This is a genomic window from Nonomuraea sp. NPDC046570 (genome assembly GCF_040645915.1).
Classification (GTDB): Bacteria; Actinomycetota; Actinomycetes; order Streptosporangiales; family Streptosporangiaceae; genus Nonomuraea.
Genome location: NZ_JBEYZF010000042.1, coordinates 1 through 17,409 on the forward strand (window position 1 = coordinate 1; position 17,409 = coordinate 17,409).

Genomic DNA, 17,409 nt, shown 5'->3' on the forward strand with positions numbered 1-17,409 from the left:
CGCGCTCATCGCACTCGCCACCACCCTCGCCCTGACCGGCCCCGACCTGGCCGGCCAGTACTCGAGGGGGATCACCGCCTGCACCCAGGACAACACCTGCGACCGCTTCTTCGACCAGTTCTTCGACGAATACCAGACTCCCTTCCTGGCCGTCACCCTCGTCATGCTGCTCCTGCCCGCCCTCATCGGGATCTTCTGGGGGGCGCCGCTGATCACCCGCGAACTGGAAGCCGACACCCACCTGCTGGTGTGGAACCAGAGCATCACCCGCACCCGCTGGCTCGCCGTCAAACTCGCACTCACCGGCCTGACCGCCACGGCCGCCGCCGGACTGTCCGGCCTCGTGACGACCTGGTGGTCCGGCCCCCTGGACAAGTCGGCCCCGGAGGGCTTCGCCCTGATGGATCCTCTGGTGTTCGGCGCGAGGGGAATCTCCTCCATGGGGTACGCGGCCTTCGCCTTCGTCCTGGGCGTGACCGTGGGGATGCTCGTCCGCCGCACGCTGCCCGCCATGGCCCTCACCCTGGCCTTCTTCGCCGCGATCCAGATCGTCATGCCGCTGCTGGTCCGGCCCCACCTGATGCCCCCGGTCACCTCGACCTTCGAACTCGGCAAGGCGAACGTGGAGAACTTCGGCGTGCCCCAGGGCGGAGATCCACAGATCATCACGAAGTTGTCCGTTCCCGGCCACAGGGGCGCCTGGGTCCTGTCCAGCAGCCTGGTCGATCCGTCCGGACGTACGATCGCCGAGAGCGGGGACTCTGCCGCCGTCCAGGTTTCCACGACGTCGGGACCCTGCGCACCGCAGGGAGCGGGACCACGGGGCATGGAAACGTGCATGGCCGAGATCAACCGGCTCGGCTACCGGCAGAAGGCGACGTACCAGCCCCTCGACCGTTTCTGGCCCTTCCAGTGGATCGAGACCGGGATCTACGCCCTGCTCACCCTTGGCCTCACGTGGTTGTCCTTCTGGTGGATCCGCAGGCGCCTGTCATGACCGTCATCAGGACCGCCACTGCCGGGCTCGCCCTCCTCCTGGCGGCGGCCTGCACGGCGCCGACGCCGCCGCGAATCGAGTCGAATACGGCAGGCTCGTCGGCATGTGCGCAGCCCCAGGGGCCTCCTGGGGCGGAGACGGCCACCACGGTCGACGTAATCGAGCAGGCGTACTCCTGCATCCTCGGCGACTACTACAGCGGCGCCACGCTGGACGCCCGCTCGCTGCTGAGCGCCGGATTCGCCGCCCTGACGCAGGAGCTCAGCCGCAACGGGCGCGACGTGCCCGAGGCGACTCTGCCGGCGCTGACCGGCGACCGGAAAGCCGACTGGACCGCGTTCGAGACCGTCTACAGGAGGACCACCGATCAGGTCCCCGACCTGCGCGACAAGCTGGCCGTCGTCACTCTCGAGGCCATCGTGGCCAGCCTCGGCGACAACCACGCCCGCTGGGTGCACGGCGTCAAGCGGCCGCCCGACTACTACGACGGCGACGGCTACGACCTCGGTTTCCGGGCGAACGTCAACGGTGCCCAGGTGAGCGGCAACCCTGGCGTCGCCATCCCCCCGCTGTTCGTCACCACCGTGCAGGGCGGCGCGGCGCAGGCCGCCGGACTACGCCCGGGCGACATCATCGAATCGATCAACGGATCGGCGCCCTTCATCGACGGCAAGGCCACCCCCGCGATCGCCGCCCTCTACCCGCTGTACCCACAAGCCCGCCCGGTCCAGTTGCGGCTCCTGCGGCAGACCACCGGCCGCCGCTGGAGCGTGACGCTCAAGCCCGGCCTCTACCAGCGGGATCTGGCCGCCCTGCAAGTGGTGAGGTCGAAGCTGCTGGAAGACGACATCGCCTATGTACGGCTGGCCGGGTTCGCTCCCGACTCCGCGGACAGGGTTCTCAAGGCGATCACCAGGCTGCGCACCGGCCGTACCCTCACCGGCGTCGTGCTGGACCTGCGCGGTAACGGCGGCGGCAGCCCCGTGGAGGCGACCCGGCTGCTGAGCGCGTTCGCCCACGGCAAGGTCACCGCCTACCAGTGCACCGTGGACGGCAGGTGCGAGACTTCGCGGACCGACGACACCGTGGAGCTGCTCAACCTGCCCCTGGTGGTGCTCACCGACCGCAGTTGCGCCTCGGCGTGCGAGCATTTCAGCTCCGCGGTCAAGGACCTGGGTATCGGCCGGCTGGTCGGCACCAGGACCGCGGGGGTCATCTCCGGCCCGGCGCAGCCGTACCTGCTGAGCAACAACACCATGCTGAGCTTCCCCGAACGGCACCACCTGGGGCCCAATCGCGAGGTGATCGACCGGATCGGCGTGCCGCCCGATCACTACGTGCTCCTGACGCCGAAGGACGCGGCCGCCGCGCGCGACCCCGCGCTGGCCAAGGCCCTCACCTTGCTGCACAAGTGAATGGACCCTCAATGAGACAGATCCTGGCAGTCGCCGCAGGACTGGCCGTCCTCGCCGCGTCCGCCTGCTCCGCCCCCACGCCGCCCCGGTCCGCTCCCAACCCGTCGGCCACACCGACCGGCCCCGCCACCCTGCCCGCCCCCACCGGTGCCCATCCGGTCGGCACCACCGCCCTGTATCTGAAGGACGCCTCCCGCCCCGATCCCTGGGACCTCGATGTCGACGCCAGGCAGCTCAAGGTCACCCTGTGGTATCCGACCAGGCAGCGGGACGGGCAGCGGGCACCGTACATGACGCCGAAGGAATCGGAGCTCACCCTGAAGGGCTCGAGGATCGCGGGCGTGCCGTACGACACGCTGAGCAAGACGCGCACGAACGCCATCAAAGACGCCGAACCGGCGGGGTGGAAGCTTTCGCTGGTAGTGCTCTCTCCTGGCTTCACCAAGCCGATGAGCACGCTCACGTCCCTGGCCGAGGAGCTGGCCAGCCGAGGGTACGTCGTGGCCGGGATCGATCACACCTACGAGAGCTACGCGACGACTTTCCCTGACGGGCGGGTCGCGGAGTGCCTCGCGTGTGACAGCGACACCGACCCGGGCTTCGGCACGGGGGTGGTCCAGGGCCGGGCGGCCGACGTCTCCTTCGTGCTCGATCAGCTGACATCGAAGTGGGACGGTTCCGACCTGATCGACCGCTCCAGAATCGCGATGGTGGGCCAGTCGATCGGCGGGGCCGGGGCCGTGGCGGCCATGCTGAAGGACTCCCGAGTGCGCGCCGGAATCGACATGGACGGCACCACCTACGCCCGGATCCCCAAGAGTGGGTTCTCCCGGCCGTTCATGTTCATGGGTTCGCCGCCGCACACCCCCGGCGGCCGCGACAATTCGTGGGACCGCGACTGGAAGCTGCTGACCGGGTGGAAGCGCTGGCTCGTGCTGTCGGGCGCGGAACACCAGTCCTTTACCGACGTCCCGCTGATGGCGGGCGCCCTCGGCATCAGGCCCCCCTCCGGCGTCATGCCCGCGTCGCGCTCCGCCGAGCTCACCCGCACATACGTGACGGCCTTCCTAGACCAGCACCTAAAGGCCAAGCGCCAACCCCTGCTGGACAAACCGTCGCCACGCTACCCCGAGGTCAAGCTCTGCACCCCGGGCAGAAAGACCTGCGAGTAACAGACCTGGCGTTCCTTCTCACACACGTGCCCGGCCAACCACACCGTTGGCGCGTGCAGACCGGCACGATCGGCATCAACGGTACGCCCCTGAGCCCACGGCGCCGTTCGGTGGTGTCAAGGCGGGCGGTATCGGCAAGGAGTTCGGGCCCGAGGGCCTCGCCTCCTGCCAGAACCTGCAGTCCGTCTACTTCCCCGTGGGAAGGGCCTAATGGTCGCGGGCGACGGCCTCGGCGTCCCGTAGCACCCGCAGCACGTTGCGGCCGGCCAGTTTCGCCAGGTCCGTGTCGGACCAGCCCTGGTCTGCCAGCGCCGCGAACAGCCGCGGGTAGCCGGTCACGTCTTCCAAGCCCCGGGGCAGCACGTCGCACCCGTCGTAGTCGCCGCCGATGCCCATGTGGTCGATGCCGGCCACCTCGCGAAGGTGTTCCAGGTGGGTCACCACGTCCTCGACGGCGGCGACGGGGCTCGGGTGCTTCGCCTCCCAGGCGGCCAGGAACGGGGTGAACGCCTCGACGTCAGCGGCCTCGATGCCGACCGAGCGGGCGGCGTCGGCGGCGGCCGACCGCCAGTCCCAGCAGTCCTGGGAGACGAACTCCGGGACGAACGTGACCATGCACACGCCCCGGTTCGCGGCCAGGGTTTCCAGGACGTCGTCCGGCACATTGCGCGGCGTGGAACAGATCGCGCGCGCCGAGGAGTGGGAGAAGATCACCGGCGCCCGGGTGACGCGCAGGGCGTGGCGCATGGTGTCGGCCGAGACGTGGGACAGGTCGACCAGCATGCCGAGCCTGTTCATCTCCCTCACCACGTCCTCGCCGAACGCGGACAGTCCGTGGTGCACCGGATCGTCGGTGGCGGAGTCCGCCCACGGGGTGTTGTCGTTGTGCGTCAACGTCAGGTAGCGCACTCCCAGGGCGTACAGCATGCGCAGCACGCCCAGCGAGCAGTCGATGGAGTGACCGCCCTCGGCGCCCATCAGCGACGCGACCCGGCCGGTGGCGAAGACGCGCTCGACGTCGTCCGCGGTGGTCGCCAGGGCCAGCCGGTCGGGGTACCGCCGCACCATGGCGAGCACGCAGTCGATCTGCTCCAGGGTGGCCCGTACCGCCTGCCCGCCGGTGAGGGTGGAGGGGACGAACACCGACCAGAACTGCCCGCCGACCGCCCCGGCCGCCAGCCGGGGCAGGTCGGTGTGGGTGCGCCCGGAGGTATCCCCGCCGATGTCGACCTGATCGAAGTCGTAGCCGGCGAGTGTGCGAAGTGTCCAAGGGAGGTCGTTGTGCCCGTCGATCAGCGGGTTCTCGCGCAGCAGCGTGGTGACGCGGCGCAACGAGCCGGCGGGGGGTTCAGTGCTCATGCCGGTCAGCCAATCACGCGTGACGCCGGTGCTGGTTGTGGGTCCGGCACAAGCCCGGCGGCCCCGCTCGTGCGTCCGCACAGAGCCCCGCGAGGCAGACAAGACTCTGCGGGTCGCGGTACGTGGACGACCTTCCGATACCGACATGCTCGCTGACGTGATCCCAGAACTGTTCCCGGCGTCGTCCGTGTCTGGCGCAGGACCCGGCCATGAGGCGGTAGTTCGTCCCACGAATTTGTTACTCTGGCCCAGTGAGTAAGCATGTTGACGGTCAGATCGGGACGGTGGCGGCGCTGGTGCGGTCCACGTTCCTGGTGAATGCCGTGTACGCAGATTCCGCCCGCGAGCACGGCCTCACCCAGCAGCAGGGCCAGTTGCTGTGCGTCCTGATGGCGCAGCCGTACGGCATGAGCGAGCTGGGCGCGATGCTCGGCCTGGCCAAGTCGAGCCTGACCGGTCTGGTGGACCGTACCGAGCGCAACGGCCTGGTCCAGCGCAAACCGGACCCCCAGGACTCCCGCGCGGTAAGGGTGGCGCTCACCAGGCGGGGCGTCAAGCTCGCCGACGAGTTCTACACCGAGACCTGCCGCCGCGTCGAGGAACTGACCTCGGGGTTCGCTCCGGCGGAGCGCGACGCGCTGGCCGCGCTGCTCGGCCGCGTCGTGACGGACAACAAGGTTCCCACCGTCTTCATGGAACCGGATCCCGTGCGCTGAACCCGAGAAGGAGTTGCAGTTCGTGCTACGAACTAATATGGTTCGTGACACGAACTCAATCCCTTTTTGTGTTGGAGCGTAGATGAGTCGCACAGTCGTGGTCATCGGCGGAGGTTACGGTGGTTCTGCGGTCGCCAAGGCGCTTGACCCGGAGGCCGACGTCGTCCTCATCGACCCCCGTGACGCGTTCGTCAACTCGGCCGGCTCGCTGCGGGCGCTGACCCAGCCCGACTGGGCGGGCAACATGTTCTTCCCCTACGACCAGTGGCTCAGGCGCGGCACGGTGGTGCGCGACCGCGCGGTCTCGGTGGATCCCGGCGGCGTCACCCTGGCCTCAGGCCGGCGGGTCGAAGCCGACTACCTGGTCCTGGCCACCGGCTCCAGCTACGCCGCCCAGCTGCGCGGCGAGCGGCCGACGGCCACCTACCAGCCGCTGCTCCACCCCATGATCCTGCTGCCCCTCGGCCCGCGTGGGGGTGTCGGCCAGTTGCCCACCCCCGACGGACCGGCCGTCGTCCCAGCCGAGACTGTCTCGGCGTACAAGGGGGCGGACCTGTTCACCGGCCGCTTCACCGAGCAGTTCGGCGCCGCCTGACATGGACCACACCCAGCTCGACCGCAAAGGCAGAGCATTGTCCGCACATAACGTCGTCTTCGGTTTTGGCGCGCATTCCAGCATCGACGACATTCCCGAACTGCTGCGCATGGCCCATCAGGCCGACCAGGACGGGCTTGACCTCTTTACCCTGTCGGACCACCCCTACATCGGCCAAGGTCTGGACGCTTACGCCGCGCTCGGCTTCATTCTCGGGCGTACGCAGCACATCGCCGGATTCGCCAACGTCACCAACCTGCCGACCAGGCCCGCTCCCATGCTGGCCAGGACGGTGACATCCTTGTCGGCGCTGTCGGGCGGCCGGATCGTGCTCGGCATGGGCGCGGGCGGGTTGTGGGATCGCATCGCCGACATGGGGGTGCCGCGGCTGACGCCCGGCGACGCCGTGGACGCCTTCGAGGAGGCGATCGTCCTGGTCAAGCTGCTGTCGGGCGGCGGCCCTCCGGTCACCTACCAGGGCCGCCACTACCAGGTGAACCAGATCGAGCCCGCTCCCGTTGCCGCGCCTCCCGTGTGGACCGGGTCGGTCGGCCCGAGATCCCTGGCCGCCACCGGCCGCGTGGCCGACGGCTGGATCCCCGGCCATGCGGCCGACTGGCTCAGCGAACGCTACCGGGCCTCGCGGCCCGTCATCGACGAGGCGGCAGCGTCCGTCGGCCGCGATCCGAGCGAGATCCGCACGGTCTTCAACTTCCCCGGACGCATCACCGACCGGCCGCTGCCCGCCACCCGTGACCGCGACGGCCGCTGGCTCGGCGGCTCCGTCGGCCAATGGGTCGAGGAACTGACCGGAGCCGTACTGGAGCACGGCGCGTCGGGCTTCACGCTCTTCTCCGCCGGCCACGGCGCCCCGGACCCCACCCTCTTGGCCCGCTGGTCCCAGGAGATCGTCCCGTCCGTACGCGAGGCGATCGCCTGATTTCCGCACGCGAGTTCCTGCTCATCGATCGAGCACTTATCGTTCCTGAAGCTCGGCAGCGGATACCGGCGTGAGCAGGGCGCCGATCCTGGCGGCCTCCTGTTCGTTGCCCAGTTTCCTGAACTCCTCGCAGGCCGAGGTCAGGGTGTCGCGGGCGGCGGCCAGGTCGCCGGTTCCCGCCTGAGCCTCTCCCAGTGCCGCGAGCGTGCGCGCCTTCCCGAAGGCGTTCTGCAGCCGATCCCACAGCTCAGCGGCCGCGCCGAGCCGGACGATGCCCACCGCTGGGCGCCCCTCGCCGCATTCCAGGACACCGAGTCCGTGGAGGGCGACGGCATGGCCGAAGTCGTAGTGACACGCCAGGCTGAGCGCCAGTCCTCGCTCCAGTGTCTCCCGCGCCTCGGGGTGGCCGTCCTCGACGTAGAGCTGTCCGAGGTGGGCGAGCATCTGGGCTTCGAGCAGGGGGTCGGCGGTGGCTTGAGCGTTGGTGACCGCCAGGCGGAGCTGGGCGCCGCCTTCGCCGAACTCGCCCTGACGCTTGTGGATCACGCCCAGCAGGCCCCGTACGACGCATTCGTCTCGCGGGCTGCCCAGTTCCTCCGCCACCGCCAGCGCCTGCCTGGCGTAGTGGAGCGACTCCTCGCGCTCCCCTCGCTCTGTGCTGATCATTCCCAGTTGCTGGAGAGCGTGCAGCTCGCCGAGCCGGTAGCCGTGTGCTCGCGAGAGCTCGGCGCTCTCACGGATGGAGGTGACCGCGTGGTCGTGGTCTCCGCGCAGCCGGTGAGCGTCGGCGGCGAGATAGAGCGCGTCAGCCTCGCCGCGCCGCTCGCCGAGCTCCCTGAAGATCGACAGGGCCAGCTCGGCGGACTCGGCCTTGTCGGCGAGCGAGGCGTCCGACTTTCCCGCGTGCAGGTCCGCGAGGTTGCGGAGCATGACGGCCTCGCCCAGCCGCGTCCCCGACTCGCGGCAGGCGGCCAGCGCCACCTGGTGCGTCCTCATGCCCTCGGGGGCGTCGCGCAGTTCGTAGAAGGTCTGCGCGGCGGCCGCGAGGCTCCAGGCGAGCTCCGCCAGCCCCAGGTCGGCGGCCTGCTGTACGAGCGCGGCGATGGCCTCCCGCTCCGTCTCGAACCAGGTGAAAGGGGCGTGCACCAGTTCGGTGGTCGCTTCGGGATACCAGCGGGGTACGGCGGCGCGCAGCGTTGCCAAGGTGTGGGCGGGTAACCGCGCGTCGGCCTCTTCGGCGAGGTGGAGCCAGCCGCCGAGCGCCCGCGACAGCGCGGCCCGACGGGTGTGCGCGTCGTGTTCCTCCGCCGCGCGCTCGCACGCGAAGATTCTGATCAGATCGTGAAGACGGAACCGCGACCGACCTTCGGCGCCGGTGCCTATCTCGTCGACCAGGCGCGCGTCCACGAGCGACAGCAGGGTTCTCTCGGCGGAGCGCTCGGGCATGCCGGTCAGCGCGGCGGCGACCCACGAGGGGAAGTGGGGCGCGTCGAGCAGCCCGAGCAGGCGCAGCAGGCGACGCTCCGGCTGGTCGAGGCTGACGTAGGACGTGGCGATGGCGGCCCCGACGTCGAGATCGCCCGCCTTCAACCTGTCGAGCCTTGAGGCCTCGTCCCGCAGTGCCGTCGCGAACACGGACAGCCGGGACTCCGGCCGTACCGTCGCCCGCGCCCCGGCGATCCGGACGGCCAGCGGCAGGCGGCCGCACAGCTCGACGATCTCCAGCGCCGCTTCGGGCTCGGCGGCGACCCGCTCGGCCGTTACGATCTTGGAGAGCAGACTGACGGCCGGCTCGGACTCCAACACGTCGAGATCGGCGAAGTAGGCCGATTCCAGGCCCAGCAGCCGCTTCCGGCTCGTCACCAGCACCGCGCAGCCGGCCGATCCCGGCTGCAGCGGCCGCACCCGCGCCTCGGAGTCGACGTCGTCGACCAGGATCAGGAAGCGGCGGCCCGCCAGCAGGCTGCGATAGAGGTGCACGCGCTCGGCGAGGGTCTCGGGAATCGCCGAGCCGGGGACGCCGAGTCCGCCGAGGAACTGCGCCAGCACCGTGGCGGGCGTGGTCTGCGCGGTGAAGACCGCGTAGAGCTGCCCGTCCGGATACGACCGGCGAAGCCGATGCGCCAGGTGGACCAGGAGTGAGGTCTTGCCGACCCCCGCCCTGCCGGAGAGCGCGAGCGTTCTCAACGCCGAGGAGTCCCGCGCGGTGAGTACGCCGCTCCAGCGCTCGATCTCCTCCTCGCGACCGGTGAAGTCCACGAGATCAGGTGGAGTCTGAACAGGGCGAGGCACTCCGGGTGTCAGGGTGGCCGACGCTCGCGGTTCACATGCCAGGACCGCTTGGTGCACCTGCCGCAACTCGGGTCCCGGCTCAAGTCCCAGCTCCTCCCTGAGATATCGCCGGTGATCGGCGAACGCCTGGAGGGACTCCGCCCGCCTCCCGCACGCGTGCAGCGACTTCATGAGCAGGGCGGCGAAGCCTTCCCGAAAGGGGTGCTCGACCACCAGCCCCTTGAGTTCCTCGACCAGTTCGGCGTGCCGTCCTTCGGTCAGGTCGTTCTCCAGCCGGGCTTCGAGCGTCGTCAGCCTGCGCTCGCCGAGGCGGTCGGCGAAGGCCGCCACCAGCGCCGTCTGCCGTACATCCGACAGCACGGGCCCTCGCCACAGTGACAGGGCCTCGGACAGCAGGGCCGCCGCCTGTTTCGTGTCGCCGCGGCGTCGGTGGCGCAGCGCCTCCTCGCTGAGGTTCTCGAAACGGCACGCGTCGATCTCTTCGGGGTCGAGGTCGAGGCGGTAGCCGCCTGGGCAGTGCCGGATGACGGGATCGCCCAGCAGGCGCCTCAGGGACAGGACATAACCACGAACCAGGGTCCTGCAGGAGGCGGGAGGTTCATCGCCCCACAATTCATAGATCAGATCGTCCGTGGACACACAAAGTCTGGCGTTGATGAGCAGTGCCGCAAGAAGACTGCGCGCTTTGAAGCCGCCGGGCGACACCCATTGCCCCTCGTGCGACGTCTCCAGAGGCCCTAAGCCGCGAATGCGCAACGCGTCCTCCATATCACTACCCGTAGTGCGATCGAGGGTCTACGCCACCTATACGGCGGTTCTACCATATTTCAACATCCGCCCTCAATAATTCATAAATCGAGGGAAGGAGGAAGAATGAAGGCCTTCATGGGAACAATCGCCGACCGAATTCTGGGCGCCGTCGTGCCGAGAACGGAAGCGCAGGCCGCGTGCAGCGGATGCTGGAACCAGTGTTCGGGGTCCTCGTGCGACGGCTGGGCCGGGCGCGTCTACCACTGCTGCTACAAGCCGAACTGCACTGACACCTGCTCGTACACCGGTTATTGCTGCGCGTGAACCGCAGCACGGCGACATGAACGGCCGGCCGCCCGCCGGCCGGCCGCTCATCTTCCAGGAACTGTCATGGCGTATGTGGACCTGATAATTCGAACAATGCTTTCGGCGGTGTTCGTCATATCGTCCGTCGGCAAGATTCGCACCGCCGAGGCATGGCATGACTTCCGCTCGTCCATCGACTCGCTCGAAATGATTCCGCCGCGGCTCGCGCGGACCACCGCCCTCGGTGTCGTGGCTCTTGAGATCGTGGTCGCGATATCGCTGCCGATTCCCGCCCTCTCCATGGCCGGATTGGCGGGGAGCGCGTCGCTGCTCGTGCTGTTCTCGGCGGTCATCGTCCGGGCGATGCGGGCAGGACGTCGTGTGGAGTGCCGCTGCTTCGGGAGCTCCGACACGCCGATGGGTGTTCCGCACCTCCTCCGGAACGCCTTCCTCCTTCTCGCCACCGCAGGCGGTGCGGCCCTGTCGTCCGCACGCGCTCCGTACAGTGCGGAGCTGCTTCTCGTCAGCGTGCCGGCGGGTGTGGCGGGCGCCGTACTCATCGCGTCGTTCGTCGAGCTCTACTCCCTGTTCGACAACTCGTCCCCCGTCTCCCAGAAAGGGAGGAGAAGATGAACACCACCACCCAGGCCCTGCTCGGTGTCGTGGGGCTCCTCGTGTGCCTGAACCTGCTTTTCACCTACGGAGTCGTCCGGCGGCTGAAGGAGCACGAGAAGAGATTCGCCGACCTTGGCCCGAGCGATGTCCTGCCTCCGGCGGCACCGGCCATCGGGAGCGAGATTCCCGACTTCCACGCCGTCACAGTGGACGGGAGGGAAGTGAGCCGGACGGTTCTGGGCAGCGGTGAGGCTTACGTGGGCTTCTTTACGACAAGTTGTGCACCCTGCAGGGAACGACTCCCGGAGTTCGCCCGTTTCGCCGCGGATCGTCAGAACGCCCAGGTGCTGGCGGTCATCGCCGGAGAACCCGACAAGGCCAGGGAGATGGCCGAGGCCTTCGACGGCAGAGTCCTGACCGTCGTCGAGGAGGGGCCGCCCGTCCTGTCCGCCACCTTCGAGGTCGACCGCTACCCCACCATCCTGGCCCTCCGCGACGGAACAGTCGAAGTCAACGCGGGGATCATGGCCCACCTGACGATGTCGCCCACGGCATGAGCGCAGCTCCGGGCACCCGGCTCAGGCGCCCGCTCCGGCGGCTGGCGTCGGCCGTCACCCTCGCGTGGACCGCCCACCCCGTCGCGGGGGCCGGGGTGGTCGGAATCGCGGTGGCGATGGGCATCGCGCCCGTCGCCCTGGCATGGTGCACGAAGCTCCTGCTCGACGACCTGACAGTCCCGGGGGAGGGGCCCGCGCTCTGGGCTCTCGGCGGGATCCTGCTGGTCACCTGCCTCAGCGCGACCGCTCAGAGCGCCGGCAGATACATGTACGCCGAACTTCGCCGCGGCGTGGAGATCAAGGTTCACTCGGAGCTCTTCACCGCGGTCAACCGCTTCCCCGGCCTCGCGCTCTTCGAGCGACCGGCCTTCAGGGACCGGCTGGAGCTCGCGGGACAGGCGGGACAGGCGGCGCCGAGCCAGATCGTCCAGGGGGGTGCGGGCATCGCCCAGGCGACGGTGACGGCCGGAGGGTTCCTGGTCTCGCTGGCCGTACTGGACCCGTGGCTGCTCGTCGTCTTCTGCGTGGCCGCCTGCTGCACGCTGTCGGCCGAGCTGAGGCTGGGCCGGCAGCGCGCCGGGATGCTGTGGAAGATGAGCCCCGCGCGACGTCACGCGCTGAACTACTCGATGTTGCAGACCGACCTCCAGGCGGCCAAGGAGATCCGGCTCTTCGGGCTCGCCGACTTCCTGCACGGGAGGATGACCGGCCTGCTGCGGATCGTCGGGCAGGGCGAGCGCGCCCACGATCGCAAGGAGTTCCGCGTCCAGGCGGCGCTCGCGCTCGGCGGCGTGCTCGTCGTGGCGGCGAGTCTCACGCTGGTGGTCCTGAGCGCCCTGGACGGACGGCTCGGAGTCGGGGACGTGGCGGTGGCGCTGGCCGCGGTCGCCGGAGCTCAGAGCGGTCTGTCGACCCTCGTACGGCAGATAGCCGATCTGAGCCACGTCCTGCTCGTGTTCGACCACTACCACGACATCGTGAACGAGTCACGCCGACAGCTCGCGCCCGGCGGCGAGGCCCCGCCCCTGAGCTCGGGCGTGGGACTGCGGGACGTCTGGTTCCGCTACGACGACGAGCACCCCTGGGTGCTCAAGGGAGTCGACCTCGACATCCCGTCGGGATCCACCATCGCGCTCGTCGGACTCAACGGAGCCGGAAAGACCTCGCTGGTCAAACTCCTGTGCAGGCTCTACGACCCGCAGCAGGGCAGCGTGCTGTGGAACGGGCAGGACGCGCGCGAACTCTCGCACGCCTCGCTGCGCGAACGCATGAGCGTCGTCTTCCAGGACTACATGGCGTGGGATCTCACCGCTCAGGAGAACATCGGAGTCGGCCGGGTCGAGAACCTCGACCTGCCACACCTCATCCGCAGGGCCGCCGAACGCGCCGGGGTGCACGAGACGATAGAAGGACTGCCTGACGGCTATCAGACGATGCTGAGCAGGATGTTCAGCATCGGCGACGACGAGGCGGCCGGGGTGTCGCTCTCCGGCGGCCAGTGGCAGCGCGTCGCCGTCGCACGCGCCCTGCTCCGCGACGACAGCGATCTGCTGATCCTCGACGAACCGTCCAGCGGGCTCGACGCCGAGGCCGAATACCAGCTCCAGCGCGGCCTGCGGGAGATCCGCAGGGGGCGCACCACGCTCATCATCTCCCATCGCCTGAGCACCGTACGGTTCGCCGACGAGATCGTGGTGCTGCGCGAGGGCAGGATCCTCGAACGCGGCTCCCACACGGAGCTGATGCGGCGTGAGGGCGGCTACGCGGAGCTGTTCCGCCTGCAGGCCGAGGGATACCAGCCGGAGGTGGCCTCGCGATGATAGGTGTCACGGTGGGCGTCGTCGTCGCCGCCCTGGCCATCGGGGTGCTTCTCCTCCGCCGGCGCTTCCTGCTCGTCACGGTGCGGGGCCGGAGCATGCAGCCCACGCTGGCCGACGGCAACCGCCTCCTCATGGTACGGCGGACGGGGCGTCTGGTGAGTCGCGACGACATCGTCGCCGTCCGCATCCCTGCGGGCCCCGATCGGCGCGACGGGCTCTACATCAAGCGGGTGGCCGCGGTCAGCGGCGATCGGCTTCCTCCTGGCATTCCCGTCGCCGCCGGTGTGGATCGTGTTCCCGGCGGAGAACTGGTCCTCCTAGGCGATTGGCCTCTCAGTCTCGACTCCCGTGCATGGGGTTGTGTCCCGTCCGAATGGGTGCTGGGGATAGCAGTCAGGAAATTCCCGGCAGGCGTACAGAAAAGAGGATGAATGAACGTCTTGACGCCCTACTGTGGCAGGTAGTAGCTGAGTATGTCGGCGGTGAGTGGCGGGAAGAGCGCCTGGAACAGCTCCTCGTCCGCGGCGTAGACGTCGGGCCGGATCCGGGTCAGCCCCTCGATTCCGTACGGGCCGAACAGCAGGGCGGGCAGGTGGTCGGGCGCCACTCCGGCGCCTCCCACGGCTCCGGGCCACTGCATCGTGCCGCCGGTGACGACCTCGCCGAGGCCGTCGGCGAGGACCGGGATCCGGTAGTGGGCGCCGAAGGTGGAGACGACGACGTCGCGGCCGACGCCCTCCTTCCCGGCCGCGGTGAGGCGGTGCCAGAGCAGCGGCCGCAGCCGGTCGAGCAGCGCCGCTACGTCCGGGATACGGACGTAGTACTGCTCCGCCTCCTTGCGCGGCTCGTGGTCGAGGAACTCCTGCCAGGCGGCGGCGGTCACGGTGCCGGCCCGATGGACGGCTCGCACCTGGCTGTCGGGTACCAGCGCGGCGACGCCGCGGAGCAGGTCCCGAGCCGCCGCCTCGTCCAGCGCGGCGGCCTCGGACAGGAGCACCCGCTCGTCGGGCGGCGTGGTGCGTCCGGAGGCGATGACGGTGCCGGCGTCCTCGAGGACCCAGAGGGTGCTCGCCTCGTGGGCCAGCAGCCATCGCCAGCACGCCGCCGAGTGCGGCATGGCCACGTCGAACCGGTTCTGGACCGCGTCCTGCAGGGCTGCCACGGCGGGGATGTCGGAGGGCCGGGCGGCGCGAAGTTCGGGCGTTCCCTCGCCGGGCGGCGGGGTGCGCACGGTCAGCGCCGGCGGAATGTCGATGGCGTACTCGTAGCCGAACAGCCGGTAGAAGTACGGGATCCCGATCATCGTCTGCATGACGTGGCCACGGGCGGCGGAGCGGTCGCGGGCCCATCGCATGAGCGCCCGTACGAGTCCGCGTCCTTCGTATTCGCGGTCGGTGGCGACCAGTTCGACCTGGCCGGCGGGGAGGTGGACGCCACCGATGCGTACCTCCTCGTCGAGGAGCGTCGCGGTGGAGACGACCCGGTCGCCGTCGACGACCACGGCGCAGGCGGACCAGCCGGCGTCGGGGTCCTCGACGACCAGCCGGTGGTCGAGGGCGTCGGCCGGTTCCCCGCGTTCGGCGAGGAGCGTGCTGATCTGCTCGAGGTCCGCGGGCTGCGAGTGTCGCAGGACGAGGCCGTCGGGCAGTGCGATGGGTTCAGGAGATGAGGCGGTCGCGGTCACCGCGGGACTATCGCATCGCCGGGGCCACCTCGTCCAATCGATATTCGCCGGGTCAGGTCCCCGTGCGGCGGACCACGAGCCGCCCTCGGAGTGCCGGGTGTCCTCAGGACCTTCCGGTCAGGAGTGGGCGGGGGTCACGGTTCCGGCCTCGCCGTCGACGAGGACCTGCTGGCCGTTCCGCAGCCGCTCGGTCGCCGTGCCGGTGCCGAGCACGGCGGGTATGCCGTACTCGCGTGCCACGATCGAGCTGTGGCTGAGCGGGCCGCCGACATCGGTGACGATCGCGGACGCCAGCGCGAACAGGGACGTCCACGCGGGTGTGGTGATCCGCGCGACCAGCACGTCCCCCTGGCGCAGCTGACCGAACTCGTCGGGGCCGTGGATGATCCGCGCGGGGGCGCTGACCCGTCCGGGGCTGCCGGGCACGCCCTTGATGACGTCGGCGGACCCGTCGTCGCGGTGCCCGGGCAGCAGCCGGGAGAAGTCGATGCCCAGGATCTTCAAGCCGCCGCCGACCGGGAGCGTGAGTGGCGGCGCGGCGGCCCGCCGCGCCCGCCAGGTGGCCTTTCGCTCGGCCACGGCGGCGCGCGAGTCCGCCGGGCCACGGCCTGCGGAGTCCAGCGCCTCGACCGCGGCCTCCAGTTCGTCCATCCGCAGCCAGAACACGTCGTCCTCATCGGCGACCGCCTCCGCGGCGACGAGCCGCCGGCCGATCTCGTGCAGCGCGCGCCGTACGACAGGCCAGCCCAGGCCCACGTCGGCCAGGGCGTCCTCGCGCAGCGGCGCCATCTTCTGCGCCCAGCGCAGCACCCGTTTGGCGAACGCCGCCCGCAGGCCGCGGCGGACGTTCAGCCGGTGGGCGGCCCGCTCGCGTTCCTCCCGTGCATGCCGCTGCCGCTCATGGGGGTCGGGCGCCTGGCCGGTCAGGTAGAAGCGCAGCGTCTGCAGCAGCGGCGCCGGATCCTCCGCCGGGAGCGGCTTGGCGAAGTCGAGGTCGTACACCGAGTCGCCGAACTCGGCCAGGTGCGCGGCGAACTCCTCCGACTCCTCGATGGGATCGTGCGCTTCCCGGCGCGCCAGATCGTAGAGGGACTTCTCCGCCCGCACCGGCTTGCTGTCGAAACCCAGCAGGGACGCCCAGCAGCGCTTCACCGCGTCCAGGACGGGGGAGTGGCCGTGGATGTTGAGGTAGGTCTCCTGCTGACCGGCGAAGGACATCTCCGGCAGGTCCTCGGCGGTCGCGAGGAGCGGACGGCCGCCGCCCGGTCGCCGCCCAGCTCGGAGTAGGCGGCGCCGATCGCCTGCGCCACCTCTTCCGGCACGGGCTGCTCGGCGAAGAGCGCGGCGATCTTCCCGGCCGCGGTCTCGCAGGTCTCGGGCCGGTCGGGGGAGGCCGCCGAGCCGATCTCGACGATGCGCTCCCGCAGGCCGTGCGCGGCGACGAAACGGCGGTAGGCGGCCGTCGTCACGTGGAAGCCCGGGGGCACCGGCAGGCCGGCCGCGGCCAGGCGCGCCAGCGAGGCGCCCTTGCCCCCGGCGCGCTCCAAGGTGGCGCGGGCGTCGTCCAGGGCCAGGACGAGGGGTTCGTCTGTCATGATCGCTCTCCTTCCTGTCGGCCCAGCGCGGCGGCCAGAGCGGCGCGGACCTGGTCCAAACCGCCGAGCAGCAGTGCCCTGCCGTTCGCGAGGTCGGCGCCCTCCGGTGGTGTCAGGGCGCGGTCGAGCAGGTCGGCCAGCGTCTCCAGCAGTTCGTCCGACGTCGGCTGATCGGGGTCGGTCGCCGCCCGGTCCGCCGTGAAGGTACGCCGCAGGGCCGGGGTGAGCGCGTCGAGGATGAACGCCACGACCCGGGGGTCGACGTCCCGGCGCATGGTGCCCGCCTGCTGCATCATGTGGAGGAACTCGCGCATGCCGAGGGTGCTCGGCCGCCGCTCGAACAGGTTCGAGGGCTTGCGGAGGTACTTGCCGAAGACTTCCGGGTCCCTCGCGCTGATCGCGGAGGCCAGCGGCAGCGTCTTCAGCACGTGGACCATCGCCCGGTAGACGCTGGCCACGTCGCCGCCGCGCGGATCGGCCTCCACCTGCTCGCGCCAGGTCTCGGCGTAGCGGTCCAGCTCGCGGATCAGGACCGCCTCGACCAGCTCGTCCTTGGACTTGAAGTGCAGGTAGACCAGCCCTCGATGGAGGGCTAC

Annotated in this window: 15 protein-coding genes and 1 pseudogene; 10 read left to right on the forward strand and 6 right to left on the reverse strand. The window is 70.0% G+C overall.

Annotation, left to right across the window (positions count from 1 at the left end):
• The first annotated feature begins 7 nt into the window (after positions 1 to 7).
• From ABZ911_RS37475 to ABZ911_RS37485, 3 genes are read left to right on the forward strand one after another with little or no spacing between them, the layout of a single operon-like run.
• Positions 8 to 997 carry an ABC transporter permease gene (locus tag ABZ911_RS37475; RefSeq protein WP_358067566.1) on the forward strand — a complete coding sequence of 330 codons (990 nt, stop codon included), beginning with the start codon at positions 8 to 10 and terminating at the stop codon, positions 995 to 997.
• Positions 994 to 2,412, forward strand: a complete 1,419-nt coding sequence (locus ABZ911_RS37480; RefSeq protein ID WP_358067430.1) for a S41 family peptidase — start codon at positions 994 to 996, stop codon at positions 2,410 to 2,412. The genes ABZ911_RS37475 and ABZ911_RS37480 overlap by 4 nt, the downstream gene beginning before the upstream one ends.
• A gap of 11 nt (positions 2,413 to 2,423) precedes the next feature.
• A complete protein-coding gene (locus ABZ911_RS37485) occupies positions 2,424 to 3,584 on the forward strand; it encodes an alpha/beta hydrolase (protein WP_358067432.1) in 1,161 nt (386 codons plus the stop codon).
• 207 nt (positions 3,585 to 3,791) lie between these two features.
• On the opposite strand, the gene ABZ911_RS37490 is transcribed toward ABZ911_RS37485, so the two are convergent.
• Positions 3,792 to 4,943: a dipeptidase gene (locus tag ABZ911_RS37490; protein WP_358067435.1), complete on the reverse strand. Its 1,152-nt coding sequence runs from the start codon at positions 4,941 to 4,943 to the stop codon at positions 3,792 to 3,794.
• Between the two features lie 251 nt (positions 4,944 to 5,194).
• Between ABZ911_RS37490 and ABZ911_RS37495 the strand changes: the two genes are divergently transcribed.
• The 3 genes from ABZ911_RS37495 (at position 5,195) to ABZ911_RS37505 (ending at position 7,194) form a co-directional block, all read left to right on the forward strand.
• On the forward strand, positions 5,195 to 5,659 hold the full coding sequence (locus ABZ911_RS37495; protein ID WP_358067438.1) for a MarR family transcriptional regulator: 465 nt from the start codon (positions 5,195 to 5,197) through the stop codon (positions 5,657 to 5,659).
• Between the two features lie 82 nt (positions 5,660 to 5,741).
• On the forward strand, positions 5,742 to 6,254 hold the full coding sequence (locus ABZ911_RS37500) for an FAD-dependent oxidoreductase (RefSeq protein WP_358067441.1): 513 nt from the start codon (positions 5,742 to 5,744) through the stop codon (positions 6,252 to 6,254).
• A 37-nt stretch (positions 6,255 to 6,291) separates the two neighbouring features.
• Entirely contained in the window at positions 6,292 to 7,194 is a 903-nt protein-coding gene (locus ABZ911_RS37505; protein WP_358067444.1) for an LLM class flavin-dependent oxidoreductase, read from the forward strand.
• Positions 7,195 to 7,230: 36 nt separating this feature from the next.
• Here ABZ911_RS37505 and ABZ911_RS37510 read toward each other — a convergent pair whose 3' ends face one another.
• Positions 7,231 to 10,125: a BTAD domain-containing putative transcriptional regulator gene (locus ABZ911_RS37510; protein ID WP_358067447.1), complete on the reverse strand. Its 2,895-nt coding sequence runs from the start codon at positions 10,123 to 10,125 to the stop codon at positions 7,231 to 7,233.
• A gap of 501 nt (positions 10,126 to 10,626) precedes the next feature.
• Between ABZ911_RS37510 and ABZ911_RS37515 the strand changes: the two genes are divergently transcribed.
• From ABZ911_RS37515 to ABZ911_RS37530, 4 genes are read left to right on the forward strand one after another with little or no spacing between them, the layout of a single operon-like run.
• Positions 10,627 to 11,175, forward strand: a complete 549-nt coding sequence (locus tag ABZ911_RS37515; RefSeq protein ID WP_358067450.1) for a MauE/DoxX family redox-associated membrane protein — start codon at positions 10,627 to 10,629, stop codon at positions 11,173 to 11,175.
• Positions 11,172 to 11,714, forward strand: coding sequence for a redoxin domain-containing protein (locus tag ABZ911_RS37520; protein ID WP_358067453.1), 543 nt, complete (start codon positions 11,172 to 11,174; stop codon positions 11,712 to 11,714). The genes ABZ911_RS37515 and ABZ911_RS37520 overlap by 4 nt, the downstream gene beginning before the upstream one ends.
• Positions 11,711 to 13,534 (forward strand): ABC transporter ATP-binding protein, encoded by a 1,824-nt coding sequence (locus tag ABZ911_RS37525; RefSeq protein WP_358067456.1) that lies wholly within the window; start codon positions 11,711 to 11,713, stop codon positions 13,532 to 13,534. Before ABZ911_RS37520 ends, ABZ911_RS37525 begins: the two co-directional genes overlap by 4 nt.
• Before the next feature lie 11 nt (positions 13,535 to 13,545).
• Positions 13,546 to 13,965 carry a S26 family signal peptidase gene (locus ABZ911_RS37530; RefSeq protein WP_358067458.1) on the forward strand — a complete coding sequence of 140 codons (420 nt, stop codon included), beginning with the start codon at positions 13,546 to 13,548 and terminating at the stop codon, positions 13,963 to 13,965.
• A gap of 17 nt (positions 13,966 to 13,982) precedes the next feature.
• Here the strand turns inward: ABZ911_RS37530 and ABZ911_RS37535 are convergent, their stop codons facing one another.
• From ABZ911_RS37535 to ABZ911_RS37550, 4 genes and pseudogenes are all read right to left on the reverse strand, one after another.
• Positions 13,983 to 15,218: a GNAT family N-acetyltransferase gene (locus ABZ911_RS37535; RefSeq protein WP_358067461.1), complete on the reverse strand. Its 1,236-nt coding sequence runs from the start codon at positions 15,216 to 15,218 to the stop codon at positions 13,983 to 13,985.
• Between the two features lie 117 nt (positions 15,219 to 15,335).
• The gene (locus tag ABZ911_RS37540) at positions 15,336 to 16,007 is read right to left on the reverse strand and encodes a PEP-utilizing enzyme (RefSeq protein ID WP_358067569.1); all 672 of its coding nucleotides are present in this window, start codon (positions 16,005 to 16,007) and stop codon (positions 15,336 to 15,338) included.
• 357 nt (positions 16,008 to 16,364) lie between these two features.
• A pseudogene (locus ABZ911_RS37545) lies at positions 16,365 to 16,813 on the reverse strand (PEP/pyruvate-binding domain-containing protein); the annotation flags it as partial.
• Positions 16,810 to 17,298, reverse strand: coding sequence for a hypothetical protein (locus ABZ911_RS37550; protein ID WP_358067464.1), 489 nt, complete (start codon positions 17,296 to 17,298; stop codon positions 16,810 to 16,812). The gene ABZ911_RS37550 and the pseudogene ABZ911_RS37545, both read right to left, overlap by 4 nt.
• Positions 17,299 to 17,409: the final 111 nt, after the last annotated feature.